Here is a 22,745-nt window from a genome sequence, read left to right as displayed (position 1 = left end):
CCGCAAACGGCTGGTTAAGCCCAGAAGCCTTTGAACAGAAATATTTTAAGAATTTAGAGGGATTTGTTGTCCACGATACTGTCTAGGATCAGGAGAGGAGAAAATTATTAGAGAACTCTATGCTCTATCAATATTTCCTCCACTCCCTTTTTATCAATTCTCCACAACTACACGGCCATTCAACGGCTGAATAGGACGATTATTCGGATGACCAAGCAACTTAGCAAAGTCCTCAATCTGCTTGACTGAGGCTGTTTGGATCTCTTTTAAAATTAGCCAGCGAACACCCTCAGAACATGGTGGTGTAGTAAGCGACCCACTAAAACGATAATAATTCAAATTCTTTGGCAATAAATGATTAACAGACTGGGGCTGTTTTAACACAACAGTTTGCCCTTTTAGCTTCGGTAATGAATTCCATATTCTTGCCAACTGCGGATTCTCGGCACCTTGTGCATACATCATACCCACAACAGCCAGCTCTCCTTTGGCATTGGCATGTACAAAATGAATTTCTAACGGATATTGCTTCCCATGAATTTTATTTTCACTCGGGGTATGCAAATGAAATTGTTTGAGTTGAAAACGATCACCATCCAGCATCAACTCTCCGCCCTCTTTAAAGTCGACTTGAACCGTATGACCATTGTTATGAATACGTTGAATCAAAGTTTGATAGCTAAACTGCAATGGTTTCAAATCCGCTTTTACAGAACGCTCAATGTTAATTGGTGACTGATTCTGACCAGAACAGGCTGCAAAATTGGGACTCAGTGTGTTCCATTGTTCAGGGTGGTGATAATCCCAATCTGCACCTGCCCATACACTTGAAGAAAGAATAGAAAGTGAAAATACTTGAAAAAAACTTCTCATCATTAAACCTTAATACGCGAACCGTTCATTAATTTATGTGATTTTTACCATTATTATTTTAATCTATTTGATATTCTCATAGATCAAATGAACTCCACATCTTGATCATGACTGAATCAAAAATGGAACACAGTTATAGAAACTATGAGCAGTTTGAACAATGACGATATTGATCAAAATGATTTTATGAAGGGTTAATACTTATTTTTTAAGATAATTTTTATTGTAAATTTACTGTATTTTTTATTATAATTTTACTTAACGGTATAAAAAAAGCTTCTTCAAGACTAGCAGATATAAATATCGCGTGAGTACTTGAAGAAACTGTCATAAAAAATGATTAAAGAGACGAACGATTTTATTTAATAAAATTATTCACGATTAGATCTTTAACCTCATCTCCTCGACCAGCTAAAACCGCCTTCATCGCATACAATGAAGTCGCCTTCACTTGCTCAAATTTTGGTTCTGGTGGCATCACCAACTCTACAGGGTTGGTATGAATATCGATTAGTGCAGGACCATCATGAGCTAAAAACTTCTGAATAGCTGTTTCCAAACCATGACCATCTTTTTGAGTCATGCCATAAATCCCGATCGCTTCAGCGACTTTGCCAAAATCAGGGTTCGCTAATTTGGTAAAATTATCCAGTAAGCCATCAACTTTTTGTTCAAGCTCTACAAAATTGAGCGAATGGTTATTAAAGACAACAATTTTGATCGGCAACTTTTCCTGTACGATGGTCATGAGATCACCCAACAGCATACTCAGACCACCATCACCACATAGCGCAATCACCTGACGTTCAGGAAAGGCTTTTTTAATCCCGAGTGCTTGAGGCATCGAGTTTGCCATCGTACCGTGCAGTAAACTACATAGCAATTTACGCTTACCATTGGTATCGATGTGACGAAGCATCCATAGTTTCGATGAGCCTGCATCTCCAGTGAAAAATGCATCATCATCTGCATATTTGTTGAGAAGCGCCACCACATATTGCGGGTGGATCAAACCATCTTTACCTATACGCTCTTCTTTCAAACGAGCTGCATCTGCAACTTTCTTTAAATCTAAGCACTCTTGAATAAAGTGTTGGTTCTGCTTGTTTTCAACTAAAGGGATTAATGCACGCAGCGTTGGTGCAATATGTCCAACAGCACCAAAATCTATAGGATAGCGACGACCTAAATGAGTAGCATCGACATCGATTTGAATAATCTTCGCGTGTTTAGGATAAAACTGTGGCCACGCAAAGTCCGTTCCAAGCAGTAACAATACCTCACTATGATTAATCGCATGTAAGGCTGCTTTATTACCATACATACCATTCATCCCCATATTATGAGGATTATCATATTCAATAAAATGTTTCGCACGTGAGGTATGCACAACGGGTGCATTTAATTTTTTCGAAAGTTCAACCACTTCATCGTGAGCATGCTGAGCTCCAATACCCGCATAAATCGTGACTTTTTGATGAGCATTGATGACGTTTTTAATCTGATCAAGTTCAGCAGGATTAGGCGTAGTTTCAGGCTGCGGATGATGTACCTTGAAATCCAATGTTTCCTGAATATATTGACTGCTGATATTGGTTGGCATAATGACCACCGCTACGCCACGTTTATTCAGTGCTGCCTGACAGGCCAATGTCATCACATGTCTGACTTGACTGGCTGCTTTGATCTCCTCGCAATATACAGAACAACTTTTATAAATTTCTTTAAAGTCGACATATCGGGGAAAATCTAAATAGCCTGCTTGTTCGGTTGAAAGTTGGCTTGCGATCAAAACCACAGGAGCACCATTACGGTGTGATTCGTACAGACCATTAATAAAATGCAAGCTTCCAGGACCACATGAGCCAGCACATACTGTCAAATTGCCACTCATCAATGAATCTGCACCTGCTGCAAATGCACCTACTTCTTCATGGCGAACATTGATCCATTGAATAGAACTACTTGATAAAGAATCGGTAAAGTGATTAAGCGTATCTCCAACGATGCCGTAACAGTGCTTTACGCCGACTTGTTCCAACACTTCAATCATAATGTCTGAGACTTTTTTACTTTTCATGTTATTCCTAGTTTTAGTTTTTAGAGCATTATCGTTATATTATGGTCAATACATCAAATAAATGCGACAAAATACACATTTTATATAAATTATAATATTAATTTTTTAATAATAGGACAATCAACCATTGAGAAATACGGAATGAGTAGATGTCATTAACAGCTATTTATAGCTCGTATGTTTTAGATTCAAAGAAGTGAATGTTCAATCAAAAATGCTAACCCGGAAGCTTTTGACATTTCAATTAAACGCTGCTTTTCCAATTTGAGTTGTTGTTTTAACGATGAAACATCTTGGTCAATCTGTTGATAGAGTTTTTGAATATTTAAAGCACCTTGTGTTTTTTGTACTCCAATTTTTGCCTTGTTTGACCACACTAAGCTATTAATCAATATCTGGATTTGCTTTTCTAAAGTTAAACTCTGTGCTTGCAATACTTGTTGATAGTACTTCAATTGATCTTGCTGAATAGCTTTCTGTATACCGACTTGAAGTTGCTCAACTTCAAGTTGTAACTTCAATAGCGTGAATAAATCCTCTTGCTCATAAGCTTCATTAACACGTTGTAATAATGCCGTCTTTGCAGCCTTTTTGGATTCATCAGGTTCACGGTCTGGATGAATGATAGATGCAGTTTTGAGATATACTGTTTTCAGGGATTGATTCACTAACTTTTCTGCTTCGGCTTGTTTATCTTGCTGCCGTTTAAGTTTGGCTTGCTGCCTTGCTTGTTGATACTGCGCTTTGTCCCACAATGAATCGTCATCAATCGTTGAATCATTTTGTTCACCATGAGCATCTGGTGCTTGACTAGATTCTAAGTTGTTCTTTTTATCTTGCTTATTTCGTGGTTGAGCAAACACCTGTTCGAAATAAATATGTAATTTTTCAACTGTCTCAATTTGAGTTTCATTGAGCATATTTGATTTGCTCAACATTTGGGTCAAGTTAAAACACTTCTCTTCTACTGCCTTTTGAGACGACTTATTTAAATCAATTTGACTTAGGCTATTCCATAGACTTTGTAATTGCTGAAACAGCACTTGATAAACATCACGATAGACAGGAATAAGTTTCTTCTGCGTGTAGGCACGAATTTCTTCTTGCGCGTGTTGCCATGCGGATAATTGTAATTTTTGCTGTTCAATTTGATCAATCAAAATCCGTAACTTATGATCTTGAGGAACTTGAACAAGTTGTGCAAAAGAACTGGTTTGAATTTTGAATGAAGTCACGTTAGGTGCTTAGTCCAATGAGAGAATACTGAGTTTAGCAAAATGTGGATGCTTTATTTTAAGCATCGATTACAGTTTGATTTCGACCATTGGCTTTTGCTTGATAAAGATGTCGATCTGCTCGTTTAAGAATGGCATAAGCATCAGTATCGTTGAGATCAGTCACACTGACACCAATACTGACGGTCAAAGTTTTCTCTGCCAAAATAACAGCTTGTTCCACCAATGTACGAATTTTCTCTGCCAAAATTTGCGCACCCATTAGATGTGTTGCTGGCAATAAAATTACAAATTCTTCACCACCATAACGTGCCACAAAATCGGTCTCACGTGTTGCTTGATCAAGGATTTTTGCCACTTGTTGTAACACTTGATCCCCTTGATCATGACCATATCGATCGTTGACTTGCTTAAAATAATCGACATCCAATATAAGTGCTGCATAGCCAATTTGATTTCTTTTATGTTGAGCAAACAGGTCTTCAAGTTGTTCGTTTAAAGCACGGCGATTGTGTAAACCTGTTAATGCGTCATGTCGTGACAATCGAATCAACTCAAGATTAGCCAATTCAAGTGCTCGAGTGCGCTCTTGAACCTTACGCTCTAGAGATTGGTTTGCCTCAAGCAATTGTTGTTTCTGTTCCAATAAGGTATGCGTCATGCTTTGTAGAGAATGTGATAATCCTTGGATTTCACGGATGCTGCTTTGACTATGAAATGCCGTATGCACGTCTCCCTGTTCGACCGCATAAGCCGATTTAGCTAAAGCCTCAATGGGTCTGCTCAATTTATTGGCAAGTTGATAAATCACATAAAAGATAAATAGCGAGACGAATAAACCAATCAGGAAGATTTTGAACTGCAAATCACGCATATCTGCCAAAGCAATCGCCAAAGGTTGACGAATTACCACATGCCAACCAATATCACTTTTTGTCTCAGACTCCACCGCAATATTTGCGGTTAAGAAATCCTGCCCTTCATTCCAATCATCAATATAATAAAGTGCATCGTTGACTTGAAGTTGAGGTGGCTTGACTCGTCCAATACTTTTAAATGGATACAGCAGTTCACCCTGTTTGTTTAAGATAAAGACTTCTATGCCACGCTGAGATGCTGTTTGAGATAATGCTTTATTGAGAATATGACGTGCCCACTCCCAATCTGCATGTGCAGCTAACACTCCTTTTAATTTTTGAGTATTTGGATCATAGATTGGTGTTGCGAAATCAATAAAACGCATCGGCTCATGAGGATTTAAAGCTTGAATTTTTTTTGCCAATAACACAGCTTCATGCACATCACCTAAGTATGTACCCTGTAAACCTGCCTTAAACCATGGCCGTGAAGAAACGTTTTCACCTTCAAGAATACCATCCGCAGCAATTTGAACATCACCGTTTAAATCTGTTACCCCCATCCAAGCATAATAGACATACGCATTTTTGACTTGTTCCAAGCGTGTACGAACACGTGGATCATCTAGACTTGCTTCTGAAAAGAATGGAGATTGGCTGAGCAGCACCATTTCGCGCTCGCGTTCAGCAAGAGAAGTTGCCAAGGCATTACTGATATTTTTTGCTGCGACATGTAGGGTCTGTCCACTGGCTTTAGCCAAGTGCTGAGATGCGATATTTCCAATATACAGGGATACGCATATCCCAAGGATAATGGTTAACCCAGCAAATATGAACAGAACGCGATTACGGAATGAATCCAAAATACACCTTAACTCTTGGTTAAACACCGAAACATGCAACCATAAGAATATAACAGAATATTACAAATACATAACAAACATTTCAGCTCATTGTAATGAATAAAAAATGCCAACCTTATCTCATATATTCAAAATCCTGATTAACATTAACAACTGTAATTCCACTCCCTATCTTTTTAAACAACATGATTTAATATTCAAGTCACGCACCACATCTACATACAGTCATAATAATTCGACAATAATTCTGTATTTCTTTTTTTTGGCGCTTGATAGCTTAAGTAGAATCACCTAGAAAATTGAGGAACAAATGGATTTTGCTTCTATCTTTTTTTACGACACCACATGGGTATTTGTTTTCGAGATTTTAATCCGATGTGTGGTGATGTATTTACTCATCATTCTTTTTCTTCGTTTGACAGGCAAGCGAGGGGTTAGACAGCTGTCTATCTTTGAAGTTGCCATTATTCTTTGTCTTGGATCGATTGCTGGAGATCCAATGTTTACGGAGGATTTACCCTTAATTCAAGCCGTAGTCGTCATGAGTGTGATCATCTTACTTTACCGCACCACAACGTGGTTAATGATGAAATATCAGCCTTTCGAAGACTTAGTCGAAGGTAAATCCTGCTACATCGTGAAAGATGGCATGCTCGTCCTTGAAGCATTCAAGCAAGGCAATATGTCGCATGATGAGTTCTTTTCGGAAATGCGTCGTCAATCTGTTGAGCATTTAGGTCAAATTCGAGTCGGTCTATTAGAGTCCGATGGGAATTTCAGTATTTTGTTTTATCCCGATGAACAAGTTAAATATGGCTTACCAATTTTTCCAGATCAAGCTCAATCAATATACAAGGTAAAACCTAGCGTAATATATGCGTGTACACATTGTGGATTCTGTACTGAACTTCAACAACCACTTCAAGATTGTCCGCGCTGTTCTTGCCAAGATTGGACGCAAGCAATGAACAGTCTAAGAATTGGTTAGCAGATGAATAATCTACAGTCTGTTGGGACGAAGCAGATTATTCATCCTCAGCGCTGACTCAATCGAACATAGGTGGTTGAGATTAATCCAAGACTTTCACCACAATTTTACCAATGTGATCACCTGCATCCATTGCCAAATGAGCCGCTTGAATCTCATCAAAATTAAAAGTTTTATAAATCATCGGTAGACATTCACCTTTTGCCCATAACGGCGCAACATGTGTCTTTAAATCTTGAGCGATTTTGGCTTTTTCTGCTGTGGTACGTGCACGCATGGTTGAGCCAGTAATGGTTAAACGCTTCATCATGATTTGACCTAATTTTACGCCGTCAGCTTTAGCTCCTCCAAGAAATGCGATATAAACCAAACGCCCATCACGACGTAATACATTCAAGTTTTGGGCTAAATAAGGCGCTCCAACTATATCTAAGACAATATCTACGCCATTTTCTTCTGTCGCTTGCTGAATGACCTGTTCAAAGTCTTCCGTTTTATAATTAATTGCATGCGTCAAATCTTGAATTGCTTTTACTTTCTCATCTGAGCCAACAGTCGCAAAAGTTTTTAAGCCAAATGCGTTACACAACATTAATGCTGTTGTTCCAATCCCACTGGTTCCGCCATGGATTAAAGCCGTTTCCCCCGCTTTAGCTTTGCCCATTTGAAAAATATTCGCCCAAACGGTAAAAAATGTTTCTGGAATTGCAGCAGCTTGAATATGACTCACCCCTGCAGGAATATTAATCAGCTGAGATTCAGGCACCACACAGTATTCGGCATAACCACCACCATTGGTGAGTCCACACACTTGATCCCCCACCTGATAGGCGTTTACCTCAGCCCCTACTGCAACGACTTCCCCTGATACCTCTAACCCAGGTACAGGTGTGACCCCTTTAGGCATTGGATATAAACCTTGGCGCTGTAAAATATCAGGACGGTTAATGCCGAAAGCATGTACTTTCACCAAGACTTCATTGTCTTTAGGTTGCGGAATATCAACCGTTTCATAAGCCAACTTCTCAACGCCGCCTGGTTCAGTAATGATCACATGTTGCATGCTTTGTGCCATAATCAAATCCTTTATTTACAATACTTTTCATTCATTTCAATCAATTTCATCATAGTTGATCGCATTGATAAAGTCCTGTATTACTTATGTATAAGGATGAAAACGAATCATTATTTTTTGGGGAAAATAATATGCGTTACTTGCTGCAATTTATTTTGCCATGCAGTTTTGCTGCCTTGGTCATCATCTGTTGGACTTTTTTGTTAAGTTTTCCATGGGATTCAGCAGTAATTGCGATGATCTACTTCCAAATTGGGCTGGTGTTGTTATTGCTATACATTGAATACGATGCGAGCAAAGTGGATGGTGCAGCAGGTTGGACTTTTTTAGTTTTCTGTTTTTTTGAAATGATATTGTTCGTCGCTTTGGGGATCATTCGTGTCATTATTGGTGGATGGCAAGTTTTAAATCTTTTATTTTGAACCTTGCCTCAGACACGAATATTAAAATAACTCAATAATATAAACAAAGCTTCGTATTTTTTTGATTTACAACGGAATTGTAACCTTAATTTCATCGATTTTAAGGTCGTCATGGATCGTACACTCGAGAATTTTAAAATGAAAAAGCAGACTCTAGTTGTCACACTATCGCTCATGCTCGGTTTAGCAGGATGCTCTGGGGAAGATCAACCTAAATCAACATTACCAAATACCCCTGAGCCACCCATACCAATTCAACCTGAAGATCCAAAACCATCCCTACCACCAGATCTCGAACCTGAAACACCGATCAATGTTCCACAACCAAACACTTATTTAAATCTGGATTTTACTGAACTTTATTCAATACCTTCTGATTGGAATATTCTGCCTTCAAATCCAGGTAGCATTCAATTTAAAGAAGGTGCCTTACTGATTGATGGTCGCAAAGATTTAACCAAACCCACCACCATCATGTTAAGTTCGGATTTTCAAAAGCTTCGCAACTATAAAATTGAGTTAGAATTTGAATACCTTGAGCGTAATAACGGTACTCGTTGGGGAAGTATTATTTATAGAGCTTCAGATGTGTTTGCTCAACCTGAATATACACCATACTACCAATTTGCTATTCGTGCAGATGCATCTGCTTATAATGGTCTAGAACTCGCACTTAGACGCTCAAATAACACATGGAATGTCATCAATACATCCAAATTCGAATCAAACATTGCTTTAAATACACCTTATAAGGCTACAGTTGTTGTTCATGATCAACGTGTTCGTCATTACTTGAATGATCAATTGGTTTTTGATGGTGAATTACCCACCAACCTAAACCAAGGTGCCATTGGACTTTCAGCAGCAGGATTGCTGATGAAGGTCAACACAATACAGGTGATTGAACAACTTGATGCCCTCCCTACTCAAGATCGGATTACAGATGTCATTGATCACAAATATCCGGTTGCAATGGCGCCTGCTTTAGCGCAACCAGCCGACTCATTAACAAATGATAACGCTCATACCGCCACTTATATTGCTTACCAACTTGATGAACAATTATTTTTAAAAGATTTCGACAATAAGACCTCGATGCGCCTCAGAAGTCTTCTTTCTGATCAAACCAAAAGAACACTTCCTCTTCTGCATATCGACTCTGAAAACACACTGGCTGAATTAAGATCTTTGTCTTCAGATTATGATTTTAGTGATGTCACGCTAGTCTCTGATGATCCATATCTATTAAGAAAAGCGCGTGTGGAGATTCCAGAAATCCGTACAGCATTGGACTGGTCTGAAAAGGGCAATTTGATTTCAGATCAAAATAGTGTTGTGAAAATTGCACAGGCAACCAATACATCACTTTCTAAAATTGTGATTTTACCAGCCCATTTGGTTCAGTCTCATGTAGTTGCACACTTGCAACGTTTATTGATCACACCTTGGGCAGGTTTTACCCACAATATTTCTGGACAGACCAGTCCTAAGCTTGATGCCTATCAAGCTGCTGAGATATTAACAACAGGCGTAAATGGCATTTATACACATCAGCCTGAATTATTTCATTCCATCATGCGCTCAATGGCGCCCAACACCCTACTTCGTAAACCACTCATTACAGGTCATCGTGGAATTCCATCTCAAGTTGATGAAAATACCCTTGAAGGTATTCTTAAGGCGATAGAAGTTGGTGCTGATGCCGTGGAATATGATGTCTATCTGACGAAAGATGACCATGTCGTTTTAATGCATGATAAATCGGTTTTACGCACAACGGGTATCGCAAAAAATATTGAGAACATGACGCTCGAAGAAGTTCGTAAACTAAAAACGACCGGGCAGCGACTTGCCATACCAACGATGGATGAAGTATTGGCTGCAGTAGTTAAAAAGTACCCACATGTCACCAATTTTATCGAGATTAAGAGTGCAAAACCCGAAATAATTTTAAAAATTAAAGATTTACTTGATAAATATGATGCATATGGTCAAGCCATTGTCATAAGTTTTGATGGGCAACAAATTCTTGAAATGAAGAACACTCTAAAAGGTGTATCAACGGGTTTATTGGTATATCCACCAAAGGAACAAACTACTTTTCTAAACATTCGAAGAATTTTGGAAACAACACGACAATTTTCTTCGACATTCAATCCGAATTATAGTGGTTTGAATCAGGACGTCATGTATCTGGCAAGTTTACGTGGGGTGACCTTCTGGCCTTGGACGTTCCGTTTAATAAAAAATGATTTCTATCGTATGTACATTCAAGGTACACATGGGTTGACCACAGATTATGCGCAAGATGCATCTAATTTTGTGGTCAAAATTAAAACTCCACGACAAATAACAGCAACTGTTGGTCAACCTTTACAAATCGCTGGGCAAAAATTAACGCAACTGGGTCAATCTAGTTACCAAAGCTTCAATACGATGCTCGTACTATCAGGCTCTGCAAAATATACTCTAAATGGTCAATCTGTGAGTTTCAGTGAACGTGGTACAGCCTATGTCATGCCAAGCTACCAATACACCATAGCACCCAATTTCACCTATACCATCTATGCAAAACCCGTGACTGTGACCATTCAATAAGCACATCACATTGATATTTGGAGACCAATTCAGTTCGCTGAGTTGGTTTTTTTCGAAAATCGCATTTTCCCTCATCTTTTCATAAGATTTCAACTGGACTTTTAATGATGTTCACCGCTTAAACACGACAGTATTTAAAACTGATGAATTTCATAAATATTTAATATGTAATATTTTTTTTACTTTATGACAAATCCATAGAATTGTCATTTTATGTACTTAGATTGTGTCTCGCTTAGGGACATACTTTTCGAGTACTTTTTAATGATGAAATTTACAACACTGACGTCAGCAATATTATTAACATTAAGCTTAACGGCTTGCTCCGATGATGATCAAAAAAATGCTGTATCAAATCCAGATCAAACGGAAAATCCTAATCCATCTCCTGAACCAGAAACACCAGACATTGAAGTACCTGTACCCGAAATACTTTTTGAAGAAAATTTCAATGCTTTAACTACTATTCCAAACAATTGGACTCAACTTCGTAGCAATCCAGGGAATATTGAAGTTAAAGATGGAGCACTACTCATCAATGGTACGGCGCACGATACACAAATGACGACCATCATGTTGCCAAACGAACTACAGCAACATCGTAATTATCGTATCGATATGGATTTTGCTTTCTTAGAAAATAACAATGGCGGGCGTTGGGGTAGCATCATCTATCGTGCCGCTGATCAATATGCTGATCCAGCTTTTACGCCGTATTACCAATTCGCATTTCGTGTTGATGCAACCGCTGCAAGTGGTCTTGAACTTTCTATGCGTCAACCTAACAACACATGGAATGTTTTACAGAAATCTGCATATAAAGAGAATTTTGAGTTAAATAAAACCTACAAAGCAACAGTCATCGTACATGGCCAACGCGTACGCCATTATATTAATGATGAACTCGTACTCGATAGCACGCTACCTTACAATTTAAATCAGGGTGGCATTGGCATTTCTACAGCTGGCGCTTTGATGCGTGTAGATTCAATTAAAGTGACTGAGCAACTTGAAGCCCTACCAGAGTCTAATCGAGTTACAGATCTAATCGATCAGCAATTGCCAGTCTCTATGGCACCAGCACTCGCTCAGCCTGCTGGCGCAACTACACTGAACTCAGCTCCATTAGCAACTCATGTTGCCTACCAACTGGATGAGCAACTCAATCTTCTTAACCAAGATCAAAAGAAAATTACTCATTTAAAAGATTATTTAAATGATTCAACACGACGTCATATTCCGCTATTAACGATCAATTCAGAAACAACAATTCGTAATCTGAAAACGTTGACAGAAAACTATGATCTCGCTGATATCACCTTGGTGTCGGATCAGCCTGAACTCTTACGTAAAGCTCGTGTTGAAATCCCTGTATTGCGTACAGCACTCGACTATTCAAAACAATCTGGTTTAACCAATAGTAAATCAGATATTGTAAAAATTGCTCATAATACCAATTCTTCTTTATCAAAAATTGTCATTTTACCGTCGCACTTAGTGCAATCAGAAGTCGTATCTCATCTACAACGCTTATTAATTACACCTTGGGCAAGCACACTTCATCCAGATCAAAAAGATGGCATTGATGCATTCAAAGCAGCTGATATTTTAAGCACTGGGATTAATGGGATCTATACACAACAGCCAGATGTTTTCCAAAACATTATGAAGCAGATGGCACCGAATACCCTGTTAAGAAAACCCCTCATCACAGGCCATCGTGGCATTCCAGCTTTAGAGGATGAAAATACTTTAGAAGGAACAATTAAAGCTATTGAGGTGGGTGCTGACGCAGTTGAATATGATGTCTATCTATCGAAAGATGGTCATGTTTTCCTAATGCATGATGGAACATTAACTCGTACCACAGGTGATAATAGAAATACTGAAGATCTCACCTTAGCTGAAATTCGTCAGTTACGTACGATTCCCAATGGTCGCCCAGTTCCAACCATGGATGAGGTTTTGGCTGCAGTCAAAAAATACCCCCATGTGACCAATTTCATCGAAATTAAAAGTGCTAAGCCTGAAATTGTAGCGAAGATTAAAGAGCTTTTAGATAAGCATAATGCCTATGATCAATCGATTGTTATTAGTTTTAATGGTGATCAAATCTTACAGATGAAAAATACCTTACCGGGTGTTTCTACAGGCTTCTTAACGAGTACGCCGAACGCACAAAGCAATATTGTAAACACACGTCGAATATTAGACGCGACTCAAAAATATTCTTCTACATTTAACCCGTCTTTTGCAGGATTAAGCAAAGAGTTAATGTCAATGGCGAGCTTACGTGGCGTAACTTTCTGGCCTTGGACATTCCGTACCAATAAAGATGATTTTAATCGTATGTATGTACAAGGAACACATGGCTTAACCACCGATTATGCTCATGAATCTTCTGATTTAGTCGTCAAGATCAATACTCCAGGTCAAATTAATGCGAAAGTGGGACAGCCTGTTGTTTTTAGTGGAGAAAAAGTTACTCAAATAGGTAAGGCTTCAGCACAAAACTTTAATTCAATGATTGTTCTGCCTGGTTCTGCCAAATATAGTAAAAATGGTCAGTCGATTACGTTTAGTGAAAAAGGCAAAGCCTATGTCATGCCGAGCTATCAATACACGATTGCTCCGAATTATAGCTACACCCTGTACGGTAAACCCGTGACAGTCACGATTCAGTAAGAAACTTTAAATTTACATGCCCAATTGTTAAGTTTAAAGCTTCAATTGGGCATTTCTTATTTTTTTAAATTTTGAATCACTTCGGGTAAAAAAGAACGGTGAAATCCATCATAGGCTTGATTATTCTCAGCCGGACTTAATGGAAATATACGTGTGCCTTGAGAAGCTGCGCCATCAATCCGTATCGTGACACCCGATATAAATTTAGATGCTTCAGACAATAAATAGACGATAGCTGATGACACCTCAGCTTCTGTTCCCATGCGTTGCAAAGGAACTTTCTCCGCCATACTTGGAATCACTTTTTCAGCCATTTCACCAGTATATGTATCCATACCTGATGACAAAATCCATCCAGGTGCTACGGCATTCACACGAACTCCTGATTTACCCCATTCGACAGCAGCTGTCTTGGTCAGATTATCAACCCCTGCACGGGCTGCGCCTGAATGTCCCATATTCGGCATACCTCCCCACATATCAGCAGTCATGTTGACAATACTTCCACCATGCTTATTCATCCATTGATTGTAAGCTTCGCGCATAAGATAGAATGTAGCGTGTAGATTGTTTCGAATGACAGCATCAAATCCATTGGCTGAGATTTTTTCTAAATGCGCTGGAAATTGTCCGCCTGCATTATTCACCAAGCCATCAATTCGTCCGAATTTTTCAATTACTTCGCTTATCATGGCTTTCACTTGTGCTTCATCACGATTATCACAAGCGATGCCATAGGCCCTACCACCATCTTCCATGATTTCAGCAACAACTTTATCGAGTTTTTCTTGGGTACGCCCTGTAATAATCACTTGTGCACCCAATGATGCAAGCTCATGAGCTGTACAACGTCCAATACCAGAACCACCTCCTGTCACAATGATGACCTGATTCTGAAATAAGTTTTCCTTGAATACTGAGTTATATGTCATGCCAATCCTTAGGTTGTAGTTTTTATCGACTTGCAAAATTATCCCGATTTTTTAACAGTTGCAAGATCATAGAATTTTATAATTGTTGTTTTAAATGCTAATCAAACCTTTCATTCAAGGGCTATGGTATCGTTTTTACAAAACGCATTAAGATTTTTCTTACCACAGGTAAAAATATTAAAATCAATGGAAATGCGATTAACCAAGACATTGCCCACGTCTTTATCCAGACCACCCAGATCCCATCAAAAATTCCACGATTCATTACAATATTAATTAAAGAAATTGAACCACTCATCAAACATGACAAAATTAACGGCATCAGCCAATTGAGATGTTTGGGGTGAAATTTTGGGAGTGCTTTATTCATTGTAGCGCCTAATCATTTCATCTCATTTAATTTAGCACCAATGCAATCACTATTCCTATATTTTTCAAGTTTCAAGCACACAAAACTAATCCAATATCGTTAAAATTTTGAACCTTGAGGCATGATTTAATATTTTTTCTTAGTAAATGACTATTAAATAGAATGGATTAGTTTCCATCTTAATCAAGACTCATGAGCAATAAAAAAATATTTAACTTTAAACGATGATTTTATTTTTTAGCTTTTCTACTCTACGAAAATGTTTTAAGTTTTTAGTTCAATTTTACCGTTAATCTCTATTCTTTAGATTCGAAGCATTTTTTTTTCAGTTTTTGCATAGCTTCTCTAGGCATAGGCGCTGTCATCATTTGTTGGTATTCTAAACAAGCTTTACTAGGGTGTTTTTGTTGTATCGGAGCATTAACACATGCCGTTAAGAGCATCAAAAGCAAATACGCTACTATTTTCATCATATCTCGAATTTATCGTTAATGTTCATTCTATCTTAGCTCATTAGGGCTAGTGTGGTCGTTATTGAATTTTAAATAAAAAAACCCGCCATCAGGCGGGTTTTTTTAAATCAGTCAATCTTAAAGACGAACCAATTCCACAATCTTCTCAGCCAATTCTTCAGCAGCTTCTACTTCAAAACTTGCATCCGTACCTGTTGCAGTATCAGTAATGACCACCACTCCAGTTTCACGTAATAATGCAACTTGCTCAGCAGTTAAACCAGCTTTAGCAATCGCGACAACACCTTGTTGGATCAATAAGCTTTCTAATACTTGTGCATTCACAATTGCAGCATTTGATACAGTTACCGCAGCAGGTTTTTGACCCAAACGCGCCGCACGTGCTTCTGATGTTACAGGCTCATTATGTGCAGTCCACTCAACTGCCTCTTCAACCATACCTGCACCAACTGTAACGTTGCTTAAGCGGTCAATAAAGATAAATGAACCTGTGTAACGGCTATCTTGATAACGGTCAAATACGACTGGTGCATCAAATTCAATCGTTACATTCGCAATCGCATTCAGCTCTAAGTTTTCAACTTGAACTTTTTCAAGCGTATTTACGTTTGTACGGAAGTTAATTGCTGTTACCTTAGCAGGAACAGTTTGCGTACCAATCTTCACGTTATATAACTTACCAATCGCAAGCGGTTGATCTGCCATCCATACAACAGTCGCTTGAACAGAACGAGAAATTGCCGGTACTTCTTGGTCTCCACGTACAAGTACGTTACCACGAGAAATATCAATCTCGTCGTTTAACGTTAATGTCACTGCTTGACCAGCAACTGCACGTTCTAAGTTACCATCAAAAGTCACGATTTCTTTAACTGTAGATGATTTACCTGATGGCAACGCAGTAATCGTATCTCCAACGTTGATATCACCTAGTGCGATCGTACCGCAGAAACCACGGAAATCGAGGTTAGGACGGTTCACATACTGTACAGGGAAGCGGAAGTCAGCTTTAGCTGAAGTACGATTAATCTCTACAGATTCAAGCGTACCCATCAAAGTTTCGCCTGTGTACCACGGCGTATTTGGAGATTTGTTTACAACGTTATCACCATTTAACGCAGAAATCGGCGTAAAGATGATGTTAGATGGTTTACGGTCACCCAATTGTGCAACAAAGCCTGCATATTCAGTTTGAATCTCATTGAATCGTGCTTCAGAGAATTCAACCAAGTCCATTTTGTTGATCGCAACAATAATGTTCTTAATACCAAGTAAGCTTGCAATATACGTATGACGACGTGTTTGTGTCTGAACACCGTAACGCGCATCAATTAAAATGATCGCAAGATCACACGTAGACGCACCTGTAGCCATGTTACGTGTGTATTGTTCATGCCCCGGAGTGTCGGCAATAATAAACTTACGTTTTTCTGTAGAGAAATAACGGTAAGCTACATCAATCGTAATACCTTGCTCACGCTCTGCTTGTAAACCATCTACAAGTAGCGCTAAGTCAGGTGCATCCCCTGTTGTACCGACTTTTTTAGAGTCACGTGTCACGGCTTGCAATTGATCTTCATAAATCAATTTTGAATCGTAAAGTAAACGACCAATTAAAGTTGATTTACCATCATCTACGTTACCGCAAGTCAAAAAGCGTAATAAGTCTTTATTTTCGTGTTGTTTTAAATAACCCAAGATATCTTGGCTAATCAAATCTGATTGATGAGACATGGCTCATAGCTCCACAAATATGTTGAAATCGGTGTATTTGAATCCCCCTCGTTCCCCCTTTGAAAAAGGAGGATGACTCCTCTCTTTTACAAAGAGAGGAGCAGCACTGCTGCGGCAGAGAGATTCTAGAAGTAACCTTCTTGCTTTTTCTTTTCCATCGAGCCCGCTTCATCATGGTCAATCATTCGACCTTGGCGCTCAGAACTCGTTGCAAGCAACATTTCTTGGATAATTTCTGGCAAGGTGTTAGCAGTCGACTCCACCGCACCTGTCAATGGGTAACACCCCAAAGTACGGAAACGAACCGATTTCATTTGTGGAACTTCACCTTCTTTTAAAGGCATACGCTCATCATCCACCATAATTAATGTACCACTACGCTCAACAACAGGTCGTTCTGCCGCTAAATACAATGGAACAAGTGGAATACTTTCTAAGTAAATATATTGCCAAATATCAAGCTCAGTCCAGTTCGACAATGGGAACACACGGATACTTTCGCCTTTATTCACTTTACCATTGTAAAGATTCCAAAGTTCTGGACGTTGGTTTTTAGGATCCCAACGATGTTTATCATCACGGAATGAATACACACGTTCTTTGGCACGTGATTTTTCTTCATCACGGCGAGCACCACCAAATGCAGCATCGAACTTGTATTTATCTAATGCCTGTTTTAAACCCTGAGTTTTCATGATATCAGTATATTTCGAACTACCATGATCAAATGGGTTAATCCCAGCATCCTTACCTTCTTTATTTTGGTGGACGATAAGATCGAAACCGTGTTGCTTAGCCATATTGTCGCGGAAAGCAATCATGTCCTTAAATTTCCAACCTGTATCTACATGTAACAGTGGAAAAGGGAGTTTTGCAGGATAGAATGCTTTAAGCGCTAAATGCAGCATAACTGCCGAGTCCTTACCAATCGAATAAAGCATGACTGGATTTTCGAATTCTGCAGCAACTTCGCGAATGATATGAATACTCTCAGCTTCAAGCTGTTTAAGATGAGTAAGTCTTTCCTCATTTAATGACATGGACAACACCAGCTAGAATATGTGTACTTATGACACTTTTGAAAATTTATATTCATTATAGTGATTTAGACAACGGAGCTTTATCTCGTTTTTTTATATTAATATACTCAAATAGAATATAAGCAAAGAGACAATCTAATTATGATAACAATTACAGGCCTTTCAAATATAAAATACCAAGAATGGTTAGCCCTTTGGTCAGCTTACCTTGAATTCTACAAGACCGAATTGAATCCTCAACAAGCGGCTCTGACTTTCAAACGATTATCTGATGCGTCGAAAACCGATATGTTTGGCTATGCCATTATAAAAAATCAAAACGTCGTCGGAATTGTACATCTCATTTCTCACGCAAGCACTTGGACTAAACTCCCTTATTGTTATCTCCAAGATTTGTTTATTGATGCAAATTATAGAAATCAGGGCTTAGCCAGGAAATTAATAGAATTTAGCTATGACGAATGTAAAAATAGTTATGATAGAGTGTATTGGCTAACCCATAAAAGCAATGATAATGCTAGACTTTTGTATAATCGTGTTGCAACCGAAACGGGATTCATTCAATATAAAAAATCTCTAAATTAGTTATTTTTATCTCCCATGCTTAGCCTTGAATCTCTTAAACAACATTTAGAGCGAGCTCAAATTGCTGGTCATATTTATCAGCATCATCAAATTCTAGTGTTACAAGAACCGTTTACTGAAAATGGTTCTGCTTTAAATATTTTTGTTCAGCACGAGTTAACTGCTGATCAAATTGGCTTACAGTTTGCTGTTGAACATACTGATCAAAAACTAAAGTTCTTGATTGGCGTTACACATAGCAATCAAGATCATAGAAGTGAAATTAGTATTGGTCATTTAAAAGGCAATCAAAAAGCTTTTAATTTGTGCTACGCCTTTTACAATTATCCAAAACATTTTTTTGTAGTTGAAACAGATTTATATGCGAACGCTGAGCAATTTAAAGACTGCTTAGAAAAGCAATTATTCAGTCAGCCTGAGCTTAGTTTTTTAGACACAGCCACTAAAGTAAATCCAATGGGACAGAATTACCCATGGATGAAGGATTATATCGCGCAACTTAGCTTAGAAATGAAAGTTCGGATACAAACAAGTCTCATGTAAAAAAAGCCACCTTTTTAGGTGGCTTTTTCAAATACTAATCTAAGAATATTAACGTCCCAGTTTTTTGACATCTAAAGGTATTTCAATACCAACAGAAGCACCTGCATCATTACCATGACGATCTGAATCTGCAATCCAACCATTAATCTTTAATGGCAAATTCGGCTTCACAAAATGCGTCCAAGTTAAATCTAATGCTTGGATATCATCTTCCTCAGAAAATGCAGCATTGGTATCTCGATTTGATTGATTTACTTTTGCAAATAATACGCGACCTGAAAGTCTATTCATGGCATCAAAACGAATATTTCCACCCAAAGAAATCATCTCACCATCTCCTCCAATCGCATGTGCAAGAGGATAGCCATGTTGATAATATCCATCTGTATAAACACTGTGATTATAAGATATTCCTTGGGCCTTCCCATTTGTAGTGGTGTCTACCCACTCAGCATAAACCTGATAAGGCATTTTTTTTAAAGATGAAGAATAATCCACCCCAGCCTGATACATTTTCTTAGCAGGTAAGCCACCTGCTTCATCTTCCCCCACGTATTGAGCATAGACGCCGATTGGCTGGTTCAATAAATAGCTTAGATTCAAACGCGCATCAAATCCAGCAATCTGGTTAGATGGATTAACAGTATCCCCGTAAACATTATCTTTACCAATCCAAGCATCCCAGAGAGTTCCTAAATCCTCAGGGCGACCTTCACCCCCCCATTGAATAATGCGTGATGCACCGAACTCTAAATAAGGTAGTGGTTGTGCGGTCAAACGTAAACCAATAATTTTCGCATCAGGAACTGCTTTATAATCATCTAACTGGCCGCCAAAAGCTTGGTATTGCCAAGGCCCGATCCATGAGAGCCATTTATGATCAAAAGCAACCTGTTCAGCACGCTGTAGAGTGAAACCATATACTGATCGACTTGCATCTCCACGTATCAAACTACCATCGTGTGCAGGCCCCCAGTAGGTTGGAATCTGACCAGCAATGAGCCATTGATTCCAAAGTTTACCCGCAAGATATGAGCCTTCTAGGTTAACGTCTTGCCCATTGTCTATCTGAGGGTCTTTTTCACCTCTAACTTTGAGCTTCGCATCCCAATTTTGCCCCCCAAGATTTAACTCTGCACCAAGCGCATATTGTGCTTTTTGATGATCGGCAAAAGATTGTGGGATTTTCTTTTGATCACTCTCAGCGAAAGCATCAACTTTTAATGTTTCATTTTGCTGCTGAATCGCTCTTTCGACTTCCTGGATAACCTTTTGTTGTTCAATGGAGTTAATTTTAGCATTGGTGAGGGCACGTTGGACTTCATCACCACTTAGCGGCCATGTCGAGGTGCTTATTTGAATCACACCTTGTTGATTCAGCCAATTTAAATCATCTCTCAGGTTTTCATCGTTGAGGAGAATGCCATTGGCAAAGACCAATGGACTAGAAAATATTAAGCTCGATGATAGGATTTTTATAAGTCTATTCGGGTTCATCACAAATCAATTTAGGATTATATCTTATTGATTATTTGAATTTTTAATTTATAAATCCATTAACTTTACATTAAGTATTTAATTAGATACATTTAACAACATTGTATAAATATTTTGATAAACATACAGCTGGTTAAACAGATTAGCTTTAATGATAATTTTCTATATTTTTTATCACCTTAATTAAATATTTTGTGATTAAAGCCTCAAAATACACTCACACTAAAAAACATTTAAATTTAATTTTATGTTAAGAAAAATTAAAAAAGCCCTTCTAAGAAGGGCTTTTTTAATTTCACTATTACGCATTTTTGTGACGCATATGTGGGAATAAGATCACATCGCGAATACTTGGCGCATTGGCAAATAGCATTACCAGACGATCAATACCAATCCCTTCACCTGCTGTAGGAGGTAATCCATATTCAAGCGCCTCAACGAAGTCGGCATCATAGTGCATTGCTTCATCATCACCCGCATCTTTTTCAGCTACCTGTGCTTGGAAACGCTCAGCCTGGTCAATTGGGTCATTTAACTCTGAGAAGCCATTTGCAAGCTCACGACCACCAATGAAGAATTCAAAACGGTCAGTAATGTGCGGGTTGTCATCGTTACGACGTGCCAATGGAGAGGTTTCCGCAGGATATTCAGTAATGAAGGTCGGTTGACGAAGTTTCGTTTCAACAGTTTCCTCAAATACAATCGTTTGAAGCTTACCTAGACCAAAACCTGGCTTCACTTGCTCTTTAAGTTCATTCTTAACAAACTCAGCTAAGAACTCGCGATCATTTACATTTTCAGGTGTAAATTGTGGGTTATGTTCAAGAATTGCATCAAACATTGAGATTTTCTTGAATGGACCTTTGAAGCTATACACTTCTTCGCCATAAGGTACATCTGTCGAACCTAAGATATCAATTGCTAGTTTTTCTAGCATTTGCTCTGTCAGTTCCATCAAGTCTTTGTAGTCTGCATAAGCTTGGTAGAATTCGATCATGGTGAATTCTGGGTTGTGACGTGTAGACACACCTTCATTACGGAAGTTACGGTTAATCTCAAACACACGTTCAAAACCACCTACAACCAAACGCTTTAAGTAAAGTTCTGGTGCAATACGTAAGAATAATGGCATGTCTAAGGCATTGTGATGCGTTTCAAATGGACGCGCAGAAGCACCACCTGGAATCACATGCATCATTGGCGTTTCAACTTCCATATAACGTTTTTCAGTCAAGAAGTTACGAATACCAGCAACTACTTTTGCTCGAATTTCAAAAGTCTTACGCGTTTCTTCGTTCACGATCAAATCAAGATAACGTTTACGATATTTTACTTCTGTATCTGTTAAACCGTGGAACTTGTCTGGAAGAGGACGGAGTGATTTAGTGAGGAGTTCAAAATGTTCAATATGCACATAAAGATCACCTTTGCCTGAACGTCCAATGTAACCTTCAACGGCAATAATATCACCTAGGTCTAAACCTTTAATGGTGTCTAAAGTCTCTGCAGATAATTCTTTACGTGCAACATAAAGCTGAATACGGCCGGTCATGTCTTGGATCACCATGAACGAACCGCGGTTCAACATCACCCGACCCGCAACTTTGACATAAACTTTTTCACTGCCTTCAATTTCTTCTTTTGATTTATCAGCAAACTGATCCTGAAGGTCTTGTGCATAATGTTCACGCTTAAACGTGTTTGGCCAAGGGCTAGTGCCCTGCTCTTGAGCCTTATCTTGAATCTGTTTTAACTTGGCATGACGCTGTGCGATTAAATCGTTTTCGGAAATGGCTTGTTCAGAAGTCGATTGAGCGTTTTGTTGCGTCATCTCTGCCTCGTAATTTTATTTAAAAAAGAAGTTGCATAGCATAGCAGAATTCAAAGTACTTGAG

Annotated in this window: 17 protein-coding genes; 6 read left to right on the top strand and 11 right to left on the bottom strand. The window is 38.6% G+C overall.

Translation table 11 applies throughout. The features are described from left to right. Nucleotides 1-153: 153 nt before the first annotated feature. From AC1M9D_RS06380 to AC1M9D_RS06365, 4 genes are all read right to left on the bottom strand, one after another. Nucleotides 154-873: a carbonic anhydrase gene (locus tag AC1M9D_RS06380; RefSeq protein WP_481611757.1), complete on the bottom strand. Its 720-nt coding sequence runs from the start codon at nt 871-873 to the stop codon at nt 154-156. Between the two features lie 358 nt (nt 874-1,231). Then, entirely contained in the window at nt 1,232-2,953 is a 1,722-nt protein-coding gene (locus AC1M9D_RS06375; RefSeq protein WP_481611756.1) for a thiamine pyrophosphate-dependent enzyme, read from the bottom strand. A 188-nt stretch (nt 2,954-3,141) separates the two neighbouring features. Further along, a complete protein-coding gene (locus tag AC1M9D_RS06370) occupies nt 3,142-4,188 on the bottom strand; it encodes a molecular chaperone DnaJ (RefSeq protein ID WP_481611755.1) in 1,047 nt (348 codons plus the stop codon). A 58-nt stretch (nt 4,189-4,246) separates the two neighbouring features. Then, nucleotides 4,247-5,908 (bottom strand): sensor domain-containing diguanylate cyclase, encoded by a 1,662-nt coding sequence (locus AC1M9D_RS06365; protein WP_481611754.1) that lies wholly within the window; start codon nt 5,906-5,908, stop codon nt 4,247-4,249. Nucleotides 5,909-6,218: 310 nt separating this feature from the next. Between AC1M9D_RS06365 and AC1M9D_RS06360 the strand changes: the two genes are divergently transcribed. Further along, nucleotides 6,219-6,896, top strand: coding sequence for a YetF domain-containing protein (locus tag AC1M9D_RS06360; protein WP_481611753.1), 678 nt, complete (start codon nt 6,219-6,221; stop codon nt 6,894-6,896). A gap of 82 nt (nt 6,897-6,978) precedes the next feature. Here the strand turns inward: AC1M9D_RS06360 and AC1M9D_RS06355 are convergent, their stop codons facing one another. Further along, nucleotides 6,979-7,971 carry an NAD(P)H-quinone oxidoreductase gene (locus tag AC1M9D_RS06355; protein WP_481611752.1) on the bottom strand — a complete coding sequence of 331 codons (993 nt, stop codon included), beginning with the start codon at nt 7,969-7,971 and terminating at the stop codon, nt 6,979-6,981. A 131-nt stretch (nt 7,972-8,102) separates the two neighbouring features. Between AC1M9D_RS06355 and AC1M9D_RS06350 the strand changes: the two genes are divergently transcribed. From AC1M9D_RS06350 to AC1M9D_RS06340, 3 genes are all read left to right on the top strand, one after another. Continuing rightward, nucleotides 8,103-8,393 (top strand): hypothetical protein, encoded by a 291-nt coding sequence (locus AC1M9D_RS06350; protein ID WP_155756968.1) that lies wholly within the window; start codon nt 8,103-8,105, stop codon nt 8,391-8,393. 138 nt (nt 8,394-8,531) lie between these two features. Then, nucleotides 8,532-10,991, top strand: coding sequence for a glycerophosphodiester phosphodiesterase family protein (locus AC1M9D_RS06345; protein WP_481611751.1), 2,460 nt, complete (start codon nt 8,532-8,534; stop codon nt 10,989-10,991). 264 nt (nt 10,992-11,255) lie between these two features. Beyond that, nucleotides 11,256-13,676 (top strand): glycerophosphodiester phosphodiesterase family protein, encoded by a 2,421-nt coding sequence (locus AC1M9D_RS06340; RefSeq protein ID WP_481611750.1) that lies wholly within the window; start codon nt 11,256-11,258, stop codon nt 13,674-13,676. A gap of 56 nt (nt 13,677-13,732) precedes the next feature. Here the strand turns inward: AC1M9D_RS06340 and AC1M9D_RS06335 are convergent, their stop codons facing one another. The 4 genes from AC1M9D_RS06335 to cysD form a co-directional block, all read right to left on the bottom strand. Beyond that, nucleotides 13,733-14,608: an SDR family oxidoreductase gene (locus AC1M9D_RS06335; protein WP_481611749.1), complete on the bottom strand. Its 876-nt coding sequence runs from the start codon at nt 14,606-14,608 to the stop codon at nt 13,733-13,735. A 121-nt stretch (nt 14,609-14,729) separates the two neighbouring features. Continuing rightward, nucleotides 14,730-14,978 (bottom strand): DUF2798 domain-containing protein, encoded by a 249-nt coding sequence (locus AC1M9D_RS06330; protein WP_481590616.1) that lies wholly within the window; start codon nt 14,976-14,978, stop codon nt 14,730-14,732. Nucleotides 14,979-15,568: 590 nt separating this feature from the next. Beyond that, the gene (cysN, locus tag AC1M9D_RS06325) at nt 15,569-17,185 is read right to left on the bottom strand and encodes a sulfate adenylyltransferase subunit CysN (protein WP_481611748.1); all 1,617 of its coding nucleotides are present in this window, start codon (nt 17,183-17,185) and stop codon (nt 15,569-15,571) included. Between the two features lie 125 nt (nt 17,186-17,310). Further along, a complete protein-coding gene (cysD, locus tag AC1M9D_RS06320) occupies nt 17,311-18,225 on the bottom strand; it encodes a sulfate adenylyltransferase subunit CysD (protein ID WP_035266686.1) in 915 nt (304 codons plus the stop codon). Nucleotides 18,226-18,366: 141 nt separating this feature from the next. On the opposite strand from cysD, the gene AC1M9D_RS06315 reads away from it, so the two are divergent. Together AC1M9D_RS06315 and AC1M9D_RS06310 are read left to right on the top strand one after the other, a co-directional pair. Beyond that, nucleotides 18,367-18,810, top strand: a complete 444-nt coding sequence (locus tag AC1M9D_RS06315; RefSeq protein WP_481611747.1) for a GNAT family N-acetyltransferase — start codon at nt 18,367-18,369, stop codon at nt 18,808-18,810. Between the two features lie 15 nt (nt 18,811-18,825). Further along, nucleotides 18,826-19,353 carry a hypothetical protein gene (locus AC1M9D_RS06310; protein ID WP_481586517.1) on the top strand — a complete coding sequence of 176 codons (528 nt, stop codon included), beginning with the start codon at nt 18,826-18,828 and terminating at the stop codon, nt 19,351-19,353. A gap of 48 nt (nt 19,354-19,401) precedes the next feature. Here AC1M9D_RS06310 and AC1M9D_RS06305 read toward each other — a convergent pair whose 3' ends face one another. Continuing rightward, a complete protein-coding gene (locus AC1M9D_RS06305) occupies nt 19,402-20,850 on the bottom strand; it encodes a capsule assembly Wzi family protein (RefSeq protein ID WP_481611746.1) in 1,449 nt (482 codons plus the stop codon). Nucleotides 20,851-21,151: 301 nt separating this feature from the next. Then, nucleotides 21,152-22,681 (bottom strand): lysine--tRNA ligase, encoded by a 1,530-nt coding sequence (lysS, locus tag AC1M9D_RS06300; protein WP_092766879.1) that lies wholly within the window; start codon nt 22,679-22,681, stop codon nt 21,152-21,154. Nucleotides 22,682-22,745 lie beyond the last annotated feature (64 nt).

Source organism: Acinetobacter sp. ANC_7682, from assembly GCF_056779795.1.
This window is presented reverse-complemented; position numbering and strand designations above follow the sequence as displayed.

Coding starts and splice junctions, on each gene's coding strand:
- AC1M9D_RS06375 (WP_481611756.1), bottom strand. CDS start 2,953: ATGAAAAGTAAAAAAGTCTCAGACATTATGATTGAAGTGTTGGAACAA.
- AC1M9D_RS06345 (WP_481611751.1), top strand. CDS start 8,532: ATGAAAAAGCAGACTCTAGTTGTCACACTATCGCTCATGCTCGGTTTA.
- cysN (WP_481611748.1), bottom strand. CDS start 17,185: ATGTCTCATCAATCAGATTTGATTAGCCAAGATATCTTGGGTTATTTA.
- AC1M9D_RS06335 (WP_481611749.1), bottom strand. CDS start 14,608: ATGACATATAACTCAGTATTCAAGGAAAACTTATTTCAGAATCAGGTC.
- AC1M9D_RS06340 (WP_481611750.1), top strand. CDS start 11,256: ATGATGAAATTTACAACACTGACGTCAGCAATATTATTAACATTAAGC.
- AC1M9D_RS06330 (WP_481590616.1), bottom strand. CDS start 14,978: ATGAATAAAGCACTCCCAAAATTTCACCCCAAACATCTCAATTGGCTG.
- AC1M9D_RS06355 (WP_481611752.1), bottom strand. CDS start 7,971: ATGGCACAAAGCATGCAACATGTGATCATTACTGAACCAGGCGGCGTT.
- AC1M9D_RS06305 (WP_481611746.1), bottom strand. CDS start 20,850: ATGAACCCGAATAGACTTATAAAAATCCTATCATCGAGCTTAATATTT.
- AC1M9D_RS06350 (WP_155756968.1), top strand. CDS start 8,103: ATGCGTTACTTGCTGCAATTTATTTTGCCATGCAGTTTTGCTGCCTTG.
- AC1M9D_RS06360 (WP_481611753.1), top strand. CDS start 6,219: ATGGATTTTGCTTCTATCTTTTTTTACGACACCACATGGGTATTTGTT.
- AC1M9D_RS06380 (WP_481611757.1), bottom strand. CDS start 873: ATGAGAAGTTTTTTTCAAGTATTTTCACTTTCTATTCTTTCTTCAAGT.
- lysS (WP_092766879.1), bottom strand. CDS start 22,681: ATGACGCAACAAAACGCTCAATCGACTTCTGAACAAGCCATTTCCGAA.
- cysD (WP_035266686.1), bottom strand. CDS start 18,225: ATGTCATTAAATGAGGAAAGACTTACTCATCTTAAACAGCTTGAAGCT.
- AC1M9D_RS06315 (WP_481611747.1), top strand. CDS start 18,367: ATGATAACAATTACAGGCCTTTCAAATATAAAATACCAAGAATGGTTA.
- AC1M9D_RS06310 (WP_481586517.1), top strand. CDS start 18,826: ATGCTTAGCCTTGAATCTCTTAAACAACATTTAGAGCGAGCTCAAATT.